Origin of the sequence: Acinetobacter sp. DSM 11652, assembly GCF_900109815.1 — a bacterium.
Lineage (GTDB): Bacteria > Pseudomonadota > Gammaproteobacteria > Pseudomonadales > Moraxellaceae > Acinetobacter.
The window spans coordinates 1-11,019 of record NZ_FOBK01000002.1; the positions used below are offsets into that span (position 1 = coordinate 1).

The window sequence follows — 11,019 nt, forward strand, 5'->3', positions numbered from 1 at the left end:
TTTAAGCTGATGCGCGGCGGCGTTCAACTTCAGTAGAAGGCGCACCTTCAACGTCTTTCACTAATTCAATGTCAAATTGAATATGTTTGAACGCACCTTTTAGACCACGACGAGCAATTTCAGCTTCATCAGTTACATCTACAGCAGTTGCCACTAAGCCATCACGCGTTGCAAATGCAAAGTCATCCCAAAGGTATTCATCACCTTCGATGTTGAACTGCGTAGTTAATTTACGGTAGCCAGGCGCAGTGACGAAGTAATGCACGTGTGAAGGGCGGTTACCGTGACGACCAAGTTTGTTTAATACAAACTGAGTTGTACCTTCTGGTGGGCAGCCATAACCTACAGGCATTGTGGTTAATGCTGTATATTGACCTTGTGCATCCGTGAAGATCGTACGACGTAAGTTAAAGTCAGATTGAGACTTATCAAAGAACGAGTAGTTACCTAAGCTGTTTGCATGCCAAACTTCAACCTTAGCGCCTTCAATGATGTTACCTTCAGTATCTTTAACGATACCTTCAATAATTAAAGTTGGGATTTTGCCTTCTTCAGAACCATCATCCATACGTGCAAAACCAACTGATTCTGGTGCACCAGCGACATACAATGGACCTTCAATTGTACGTGGAGTACCACCTGTAATACCTGCTTGAGCATCTTTCTCATCTGCACGTAAATCAAGGAAATGCTCAAGACCTAAACCAGCAGCCAAAAGACCTAATTCGTTTGCTTGACCAGCATCAGTAAAGTACTCAAGACCTTTCCAAACTTCAGATTGGCTTAAATCTAAATCTTCAATCGCTTGGAATAAGTCAGATACTAAACGTACAACGATTTGCTGAACACGTTCATCAACAGGACCTGTTGCAGTATCAACGTTCATTTTTTTGACTAAAGCATTAATTTGTTCGCGGTTCATACTATTTCTCCTTAAGTATGCTTGCTGTGTGGTGGCTGACTTCTAATGTGTTTGAGCTCGCTGCCACAATCCTTGTTTAAAATGACGCTAAAAAACCTCTGGATGTATTGATGTCATGGCCTGAATCAATCAAGCCAAGACACTTAAAACTTAACGATCATCTTCACGGATAGAAGATGGGTGACGATTTAACGCCATTACTTCGATATTCATATATGGGTAAAGCGGAAGACCTTGTAAAATTGAATGAAGCTCTTCATTGCTTTCCACATCAAAAATACTGATGTTTGAATACTGACCTGTGATTCGCCAGATATGACGCCACTTGCCTTGTTGCTGTAACTCTTGCGAATACGCCTTTTCAACAGCTTTAATCTCATTCGCTTTTTCAACTGGCATATCCAGTGGGATGTTCACATCCATTCGTACATGAAACAGCATGTCTCACTCCTGATGTATCACGTCGCTTATTTGCGGCGAAGGTTGTCAATCTTGTCTAAATCCAACTCAATACCTAAACCATTGCCTTGAGGCAGATGTAATTCGAAATCACGATATTGAAGCGGGGTCTTTAAAATTTCGTCAGTTAACAGCAATGGACCAAACAATTCAGTGCCATATGCCAAATTCTCAAAGGTCGAGAACAAATGTGCAGAAGCGATGGTGCCAACAGAACCTTCAAGCATCGTGCCACCATACAGATCTACACCAGCGAGGTTTGCAATGGTTGCTACATCACGACCTTCGAGTAGGCCACCAGACTGAGCAACTTTTACAGCAAACACAGAAGCAGCATTACGCTTCGCTAAACGATAAGCTGTACTTGGACCCATCAATGACTCATCCGCCATAATGGCAATATCAAAACGACGAGTTAAACGCTCCATGGCATCAATATTGTCAATCGCACATGGCTGTTCAATTAGATCCACACCACCATCTTGCAGAAGCTGAATACCTTTGATCGCTTCTAACTCAGACCAAGCACGGTTCACATCGACACGGATAGAAATATCAGCACCTAACGCTTTTTTGATGGTGAGAACATGCTCAACATCTGCTTCTACAGCACGAGAACCAATTTTTAATTTAAAGAAGTTATGACGCTTAGCTTCGATCATCTTTTTCGCTTCAGCGATATCTTTATCCGTATCACCAGAAGCCAACACCCAAAGCACAGGGACGCTGTCACGCAGACGGCCACCTAGCACTTCAGACAGCGGCAAGCCTAAACGTTGAGCTTGAATATCGAGTAAAGCAGTTTGAATGGCACATTTTGCAAAACGGTTGCCATTAATATTCTTCTTCAACACTTGCATAATTTGAGCAACGTTGAGATCAGTAAAAGTTTTGAGTAGTGGAGCAAAATAAGTATCGATATTGGTTTTGATACTTTCAGGGCTTTCTTCACCATAGCCTAAGCCACCGATGGTGGTTGCTTCGCCCCAACCAATGAAACCATCCGAAGTTTCGATTTTAATGAGGACTAAGGTTTGAGTTTGCATCGTTGCGACCGCCATCTTGTGTGGGCGGATCGTCGGGATTTCAACGAGCAAGGTTTCAACTGATGTAATCATTTCCACTCTACGCATTCTTGCATTGTGTATTTCATGTGGTATACCTTAAAAGAATGCAAAAATAGAGTCGAAGATCATTTTTGCATTTTAATATATTTAAAAGGTATGGAAGTCATGGAGCTTAGACATCTACGATATTTTGTCGCAGTGGTAGAAGAACAAAGTTTTACAAAAGCAGCCGAAAAGTTATTTATTGCGCAGCCACCATTAAGTAGACAAATTCAAAATTTGGAATCAGAGCTTGGCATTGCTTTATTTGAGCGAGGTAGCCGTCCATTAAAAACAACACAAGCCGGTTATTTCTTTTATCAGCACGCAGTGAAATTACTTGCCAATGCTGAAGAAGTTAAGTCTATGACAAAGCGTATAGGTCTAGTTGAACGTACAGTAACAATGGGGTTTGTCGGGTCACTGCTTTATGGGCTGCTTTCTAAAATTGTATATTTATATAGGCAGCAGCAACCCCACTTAAAGATTGAACTTGTTGAAATGACCACGTTAGAACAAGTTAAAGCACTCAAAGAGGGGAAGATTGATGTTGGATTTGGGCGGCTTAGAATTTCAGATCCAGCATTGAAGCGAATTTTGCTTCGTGAAGAGCGCTTAATGATGGCAGTGCATGCGAGTCATCCTTTAAGTTTAAAAAAAGAAGGTGTTTATCTATCTGATATTTCTGATGAAAATATTTTTTTATACCCTAGCCATACAACCCCTAGCTTTGCAACTCAAGTCCAAGCCTTGTTTGCAGAATATAATTTAGAACCTAAAAATATACGTTTGGTGCGAGAAATTCAGCTATCTCTTGGTTTGGTTGCAGCTGGTGAAGGTATTTGTATTGTTCCAGAAAGTGCGAAATCAATTCAGCTATCCCATTTGCTTTACATCCCTATTTTAGATGAAACTGCAGTAAGTCCAGTATTTATGACGATACGTAATCTAGATGAGAGCGAGGACATCATGTCTCTAATAGATTGTATTTACCAAGTGTATGATTTAGAAGCAATTAAGTATGATAGAAATTTAATTTAGATAGGGTCTAATACAATAATTAGACTTAGGTCTAAAGCTATTGGATAAAAAATAGCAATCAAAAATCTTAAATACTCAAAATAACTACGACTTTAGCTTATGCCCCGAAAAGGGGCTTAATTTTTTTGATAAATTTCAAACAAATAATTTTAACTTTGAAGAAAAAGTAGGTTGCAATAAAAAATTCAAATTAGAAATTCTCAAAGAATTTTTTTTTAAAAGTAATTATTCGTCTAATTTTCATTCAATCATACTAGAAATAAGCCCTCGAGATTATTCAGACCTTGAAGGTATATATATAGATATATTCGGTTTTGGACATTTTTTCAGCTTTAAGTCAATGTTGCGTCATATTTTTGGAGAGTTTATTTGCAGGAGGCGCAACCTTGGAAGCAAACAAATTAAATATCAATCGTGTGATTGATGATGCTAAGTTCACACCATTTCATTGGGGTGTATTGTTTTGGTGCTTATTGATTATTATCTTTGATGGTTATGATCTTGTTATTTATGGAGTTGCATTACCTTTATTAATGCAGGAATGGGCATTAACTTCAGTACAAGCTGGATTGTTAGCAAGCACAGCTTTATTCGGGATGATGTTCGGTGCTATGTCATTTGGTACATTATCAGATAAGCTTGGTCGTAAAAAAACCATTATGATTTGTGTGGCAATCTTCAGTGGATTTACATTTTTGGGGGCATTTGCATCGAATCCAACTGAATTTGGTATTTTACGCTTTCTTGCTGGTCTGGGTATTGGCGGTGTGATGCCTAACGTTGTTGCTTTAATGACTGAATATGCACCTAAGCGAATTAGAAGTACTTTAGTTGCCCTTATGTTCAGTGGATATGCAATTGGTGGTATGACGTCAGCATTATTAGGTGCTTGGTTAGTTCCACAATATGGCTGGAAAATTATGTTCTATATCGCTGCATTGCCTTTAATCGCATTGCCGTTGATTTGGAAATTCCTACCAGAATCTTTGATGTACCTGACCAACAAAAACCAAACCGAGCAAGTGCGAATTAATGTGAAGAAAATCGCACCTGAAAAAAATATTACTGCTGACACTCAATTTGTATTAGATGAAGTCACAGCAGGTGATGAAGCTCCTTTAAAAGCATTATTCCAGCAAGGTCGTACCTTCAGTACTTTCATGTTCTGGGTTGCATTCTTTATGTGTTTACTCATGGTTTATGCTTTAGGAAGCTGGTTGCCAAAACTGATGATTCAAGCGGGTTACTCGCTTGGTGCAAGTATGATCTTCCTATTTGCATTAAATATCGGTGGTATGGTGGGTGCAATCGGTGGTGGATATCTTGCAGATCGTTTCCACATCAAAAAAGTACTCACAATTATGTTCGTGTGCGGTGCACTTGCACTTATCCTTCTCGGCTTTAATAGTCCACAAATCGTGTTGTATACGCTAATTGCAATCGCGGGCGCTGCAACGATTGGCTCACAAATTCTACTTTATACATTCGTCGCACAATATTATCCGTCGACAGTTCGTTCAACTGGTATGGGGTGGGCATCTGGTATTGGTCGAATTGGTGCAATCGTAGGTCCAGTACTCACTGGTGCTTTGTTAACCATGGAACTTCCGCACCAAATGAATTTCTTGGTCATCGCAATTCCTGGTGTGATTGCAGCCTTAGCAATTTTTATGGTGAATCTGAAAAATTCAGTAGATGGAAAAATTGCTCAGGAAGAACCGGTGCACTCTTCTAAAGTCGTAGAACAAGCACAGTAAAAATTCTTTATAAATAAGACAGCTGCCAGAAGGTGGCTGTTATTTAGACTTTTAAACCATTTTATAGGATAAGAGAGATTAGGATGATCTTTTCAAACAAACCTTTTACTTTAAGTTTAATCTCATTAGCTGTTTTAACCTCTACTGCAACATTTGCACAAAGCACACAACAGTCTGAAATAGAGCAACTACGTCAAGAAATTGAAGTACTTAAATCAATGATGGAACAACAACAGAAGAATGCTGTTGTACAGACAAAATCGATTGAGACATTAAAAACAGAATCTGTTAAACCCCAACCAAAACTAAATGTTGGTAAAGATACCACTTTTAATTTTTATGGTAATGTTCGTCTAGATGCCTCATATCAAGCCGAAGGTAGTGCGGCAGATCGCCTATATAATAATATTAATAAAGTTCCTTTAGCGGGACAAAGTGAAGCAAGTGATCAACTGAAGTCGACTCTATCAGCAACACGTTTAGGTTTGGATATTCATAGTCAAATCAATGATAAAAAAGTTTCAGGTAAAGTTGAAGTCGACTTTTTGGGTGGAGCTGGATTAGATAATCTTCGTATACGTCATGCTTATATGAATTACGATAAATGGTTAATTGGTCAAACTTGGTCTAACTTTGCTGTGCCAGACTATATGCCTGAAACGATTGATGCCTTAGGTTATGTGGGTGGTGCTGTAAAACGTACACCTCAAGTTCGTTATAGTATGAGTTTAGCACCTGCAACAGGCTTGGTCCTTGCAGCAGAAGATCCAAAAGATGGCTTATCTAAAATGCGTACACCTGCAGTCACAGCGCGATTGAATCATCAATTAAATGATGATGCTAAACTCAGTTTACGTACTATGGTCAATGAAAAGAAAACAGAAGTTGATGAAGTCGTTGCATGGGGCGTAGGACTTGGTATGCAATATAAGTTAGCTCCTTCAACTACACTGAAAGCTGACTACTATCATGTAAAAGGAGATAGCAGTTTCGTTTCATGGACGAATCCTGGTATCAGCCGTAGCTCATCTGGTGAAATTTTAGATGAGAATGAATTTGACTCGATTACAATAGGTCTAACGCAGCAATTTAATCCTCAATGGCGTGGAACTGTTGGTTTTGGTTATATGAATCAAGATGTGACAAATGCTTATCGAGGTGGTGCAGTAAATCTGACAGAGATCAATAAGGAGCTTTGGCAAGGTTGGGTCAATGCATTCTATAGTCCGATCAAACCGATTAGCCTTGGGTTGGAATATGTGTATGGTGAGCGTAAAGCTGTAGTATCTGCACCAAATGGTTCTAACACAGGTGAGGATAATCGTGTAAGTGCTGTAGCAATTTATAATTTCTAAATGATTCCAGCTTGAATGATGATAAAAAGAGCGATTTTTCGCTCTTTTTTTATGGGATGGTTTTTGAGAATGTCAGAATAGATCCTAGAAAAAATAAAAATATAAAAGTACTATGAGATCTTGTTTTACTTTACATTCTCATCTACTAGGAGAAGGCGCGTTTCGTGTACGAATTAGATTGCAAATTACTCAGTATTTTTTTTCATGTTTACAAATTTAAAAGTGTCTCGGTTGCTGCTGAACAATTGCAGATGAGTCAACCTGCTGTAAGTAATATTCTTAATAAAATTCGACAACATTATAACGATCCGCTTTTTTTAAGAATTGGGAATGAAATGATCCCGACGGAATTATCAAAGCAATTATTCCCATTGGTCAGTGAAGCATTAAGTAAAGTTGAAGCGATTAATAATTTTACGATCGATTTTGATGAAGCTATATCAGATCAACAATTCACCTTGGCGATGACTGATGTTTCGCATTTAGTATTACTGCCTAAGATTTCCCAATATCTAAAAGCAAAAGCATCTCATGTCAGATTAAATGTGCGTCCAATAACTTCTGAAACAAGTTATCAAATGGCAAATGGTGAAATTGATCTTGCATTAGGATTTCTGCCTCATTTGGAAAATGGCTTTTATCAACAAAAACTATTCGAGCAATATTATGTTGTAATTGCAGCAAAAGATCACCCTCGTTTAACGGGAGATTCAATCAGCAAAGAGCAGTATTTGGCAGAATCACACATTGATATTGATGCGGGAATGGGGCATTACCATATTGAAAATGAGCTGTTAAACCTTGAACTTAAAAGAAATATTTTAATGCGATTACCAAGTTATCTTGGTGTTGGTCTTGTTGTTCAAGAAACTGATGCGATTGCTACAGTGCCTTACTATCTAAGTGAAGTTTTATTATCACGAGGCAATTTAAAAATCTTTGATGCACCTATTGCTTTCCCGACATATGGTGTTAAACAATACTGGCATATGTCCTGTCATCATAAGACCAGCCATCAATGGCTTAGACATATGTTTCATGAAATCCTTGTAAAATAACACTCATAAATACTCTATGAGCAAGCGATTGGGGTTATATAGGTAGGCTATTCCTTAAATAAAAAATAGCCTAAGCTCTAAGCATCGTTATTAATTTTTAACTAAACCGCCATCCACTATTAAATTTTGACCAGTGACAGCTTTGGAGTACGGTGACAAAAACATTAAAATGGCTGAAGCAAACTCATCAGGAGTGACTACTTTACGCAAGGGGGTAGCGGAAGCAATATAATCAAAAACTTCCTGTGGCGTGCTTTTACTTGCATCAGTTTGTTGAAGTAATCCACCAGACAACATATTGACATTAATTCCAAACTCACCTAATTCATGAGCACATGTTCTCGTCAATGCGAGAAGGGCAGATTTTGCAGTAGTATAGTCATGATATGGCACAACAGGATTTTGCACCAAGTTTGTTCCTATATTCACAATTCGACCGAATCGATTAGCTTTCATGTCGGCTAAAGCGGCTTGAGTAGTATTAAGGGCAGCTTTAACAGCACCCTCAAACTGAGTGTGCATATCATTCCACTGTATTTGTGAAATATTTGGTCTTGCATCCCCGTTAAATTTAAATCTAACGAGTGCATTATTCACAATTGAATGTATAGCTTCACCAAAATGCAGTTTGGCAGCGTTAATCATTTCTGAAACTTGCTCTGCATCAGTAATATCTGCTTGATAACTAAAAACTTGATCAGGATGTGAAAGTTTTAATGTCTGAGCGGACTCATGACTACTATGATAATTAACGACGACACGAGCACCTTCGCGCAATAATGCCTTGGTAATTGCCAATCCAAGGCCTCGTGCTCCACCTGTAACAAGTACAATCTGTTCGTTTATTTTCATTTACATACATCCAATAAGACTTGGTGAAGATTGTATTTAAATAATAAGTAACTTCAACCTTTGATAAAGCAAAAATATTTATTTTTGAAATGAAATTTCTAATAGTTTGTGATGAATAAATCTGAGCTTGTCTAAGACTTTATCTGATAGCGTAAATGGGTATGCATCATCTAAACCCATACTGCGATTAAGTGCATTTAAGTTAAAAGTGATGGTTAACCAGTTTTGTAAAACAGTTTCAAAGTTTTTAGCACCAATCGGATTTTCTTCGATCGTCATACTTGGGAGATCAGCACGTTTAGATTGAACACTCAGACCCGCATAGTATGCTGTTTCTAAGGTATCCATCATATGTAAATAATGTGCCCAAGTCTCTGCCCAATCTTCCCATGGGTGAGCACTTGCATAGGAACTAATAAATTTTTTCTGCCAGTCTATGGGTGGACCTTCGTGATAATGTCGCTTTAAAGCCTCAGCATAATCTTGTCGTTCATCTCCAAACATTACTCTGAACGCATCAATGAGATCTGGTCGAAGCTCTTGAATGAGATCGAAATAGTAATGCCCGCTTTCGTGGCGAAAATGACCGAGTAGGGTTCGATAGTTTTCACCCATTTTTATTCGGGTTGTTTCGCGGTATACGACGTCTGCTTCGCTTGCATTTAATGTAATTGTACCTTGAGCATGCCCAGTTAAAACAGGAAGATCTGGTTCGGGCATCAAAAAATTAAATCTAAGTCCAAATTGATCATGATCATTTTTTTTTGGTCTCGGCATGATATTTAGTTGTTGCATCATATAAAGGAAACGACGCTTCGCATGCTCTAATCTGCTCCAATAGATGGTGTGATCAGGATTATTTAAATTTGGAATAATAGAGGTTAGTTTGCAAGAGTCACAGTAAATATCAGAACTTTCTGCAGGAATCATCCAATTGCATACATGATGATGCAAATAATTAAAACAGGGTTTATAGAGTTTATTTTTGAATTTGGGATTAATAGATTTCCACAACTGACTAGTATGTTTATGGAAACTTCCCATTTCTCTTTCTTCTACAACATATCCTAAATTAATTCCACAATGAGTACATGTAGAATTCATAAAAAAGATTTGCCGATTGCACTGCGCGCAAGAAAAATATTTCATAAAAATTATTCATTTTTTTGAGATTATACCATTGCTTTTTTCAAAAAAAAATTTGTGTTTCTGATATTAAATAATGAAAATTAAAAGCAAGAAAAATGATGAACAATAAGTAATCAACGTATTGAATTTGTAAATAGCAGTATAATTAAGATCATTTAGTTGCTGTATAAAATAAAATCAATTTTATTAAAAAATAGTGTGATGTAAATCACAATATATTGAAATATATGATTTTTAATCTAAAAAAATCTTGATTAGAAAACTAAATGATCGTTTAATGCTATCAAGTAAAATTTCTTTAAATCTATGGGTATTTTGTATATGCAAACTCAGATTATCTCAAAAAAAACCTTGAATAATACGATCACTTCAGAAAGCAAGATAATTAAAATTGTTGAAGACTCAGTTGTAATGATCGACGTGGCTCCTGAAGATGTTCAAGAGCTGATTGTGAATGATAATCAGGTCATTATTAAACTTAATAATGGGGAAACAATAACCCTAGAAAACTTCAATTATGAAACATCTGATTTAGTTTTCCGTAACCAAAATAGTGAGATGTTTGTTCTTGATTTCAAAAATGTAGAATACAACCCTTTAGAAAGCATAGAAGCGTTACTAGAAGGTGGTGCTGGAACTGGCGCTACAATCTTAAATAATTGGTTGGCTGGTGGTTCACTTGCACTAGGTGCAGTTGGAGTTGGCGTTGCTGTATTTGATGCTGCTAATGGATCAAGTGACACAAAACAACCTTCCAAAGATCTCAGCAAATTAGTTGATGCAATCAATGATGCTAAAAATTCATTAAATCAATTGGATGGTGATGAAAAACAGCGAGTTGAAAATGCTATTAATGATGCAGAAGCTGTTTTAAAAGACCCAGAATCAAGTCAAGAATTACTTGACCAGACGGCTGATGATTTAATTTCTATTGTTGAAGATGCTTTAAAAGATCAAGAAGCTAAAGATGCTGCTAAATTAGAAGAAGCAATTAATAATCTTGAAGCTGATTTGGAAAATGCAAAGGATAAGTTGGAAAATGAAGATCCAAATGATCCATATACTGATGAAACTAGATCAGAATTAGAAAAAGAAATTGAAGAAGCTCAAAAGCTTGTAGATGACTTTAATAACAATATTGGTGACAAGCCAAGCATTGATGATGTAAATAATGCTCGTGATGAACTAAATAATGCTGTGGATAATCTTACTAATTTAGATTTTTCAGCAGCAACACAAGCGGTTCAAACTGCAGAAGCTAAGCATGATGAATTGGTAGAGGCAATTGCTGCTAAAAATGGTGTAATCAGTCCAGCAACG

General features: G+C 37.3%; 10 protein-coding genes. 5 read left to right on the top strand and 5 right to left on the bottom strand.

Features of this window, described 5'->3' with window-relative positions:
* Position 1 precedes the first annotated feature (1 nt).
* The 3 genes from catA to BMW42_RS02345 all read right to left on the bottom strand — a co-directional run bounded on the left by catA (position 2) and on the right by BMW42_RS02345 (position 2,499).
* Positions 2-922, bottom strand: a complete 921-nt coding sequence (catA, locus tag BMW42_RS02335; protein WP_035270493.1) for a catechol 1,2-dioxygenase — start codon at positions 920-922, stop codon at positions 2-4.
* Between the two features lie 150 nt (positions 923-1,072).
* A complete protein-coding gene (catC, locus tag BMW42_RS02340; RefSeq protein WP_092766278.1) occupies positions 1,073-1,363 on the bottom strand; it encodes a muconolactone Delta-isomerase in 291 nt (96 codons plus the stop codon).
* A 26-nt stretch (positions 1,364-1,389) separates the two neighbouring features.
* Positions 1,390-2,499, bottom strand: coding sequence for a muconate/chloromuconate family cycloisomerase (locus tag BMW42_RS02345; RefSeq protein ID WP_092766279.1), 1,110 nt, complete (start codon positions 2,497-2,499; stop codon positions 1,390-1,392).
* Positions 2,500-2,613: 114 nt separating this feature from the next.
* Between BMW42_RS02345 and BMW42_RS02350 the strand changes: the two genes are divergently transcribed.
* The 4 genes from BMW42_RS02350 (at position 2,614) to BMW42_RS02365 (ending at position 7,698) form a co-directional block, all read left to right on the top strand.
* Entirely contained in the window at positions 2,614-3,528 is a 915-nt protein-coding gene (locus BMW42_RS02350; RefSeq protein WP_035270297.1) for a LysR family transcriptional regulator, read from the top strand.
* 386 nt (positions 3,529-3,914) lie between these two features.
* Complete coding sequence (locus BMW42_RS02355; protein ID WP_092766280.1) at positions 3,915-5,285, top strand: MFS transporter; 1,371 nt, start codon at positions 3,915-3,917, stop codon at positions 5,283-5,285.
* An 83-nt stretch (positions 5,286-5,368) separates the two neighbouring features.
* Entirely contained in the window at positions 5,369-6,640 is a 1,272-nt protein-coding gene (locus BMW42_RS02360) for a DcaP family trimeric outer membrane transporter (protein ID WP_092766281.1), read from the top strand.
* Positions 6,641-6,804: 164 nt separating this feature from the next.
* On the top strand, positions 6,805-7,698 hold the full coding sequence (locus BMW42_RS02365) for a LysR family transcriptional regulator (RefSeq protein WP_092766282.1): 894 nt from the start codon (positions 6,805-6,807) through the stop codon (positions 7,696-7,698).
* Between the two features lie 90 nt (positions 7,699-7,788).
* Here the strand turns inward: BMW42_RS02365 and BMW42_RS02370 are convergent, their stop codons facing one another.
* Together BMW42_RS02370 and BMW42_RS02375 are read right to left on the bottom strand one after the other, a co-directional pair.
* Positions 7,789-8,550, bottom strand: a complete 762-nt coding sequence (locus tag BMW42_RS02370) for a 3-oxoacyl-ACP reductase (protein WP_092766283.1) — start codon at positions 8,548-8,550, stop codon at positions 7,789-7,791.
* 78 nt (positions 8,551-8,628) lie between these two features.
* Positions 8,629-9,699, bottom strand: coding sequence for a zinc-binding metallopeptidase family protein (locus BMW42_RS02375; RefSeq protein ID WP_092766284.1), 1,071 nt, complete (start codon positions 9,697-9,699; stop codon positions 8,629-8,631).
* Between the two features lie 321 nt (positions 9,700-10,020).
* Here BMW42_RS02375 and BMW42_RS14690 point away from each other — a divergent pair.
* Positions 10,021-11,019 (top strand): BapA/Bap/LapF family prefix-like domain-containing protein (locus BMW42_RS14690; protein WP_171260672.1); only part of this gene is annotated, 999 nt, incomplete at its 3' end.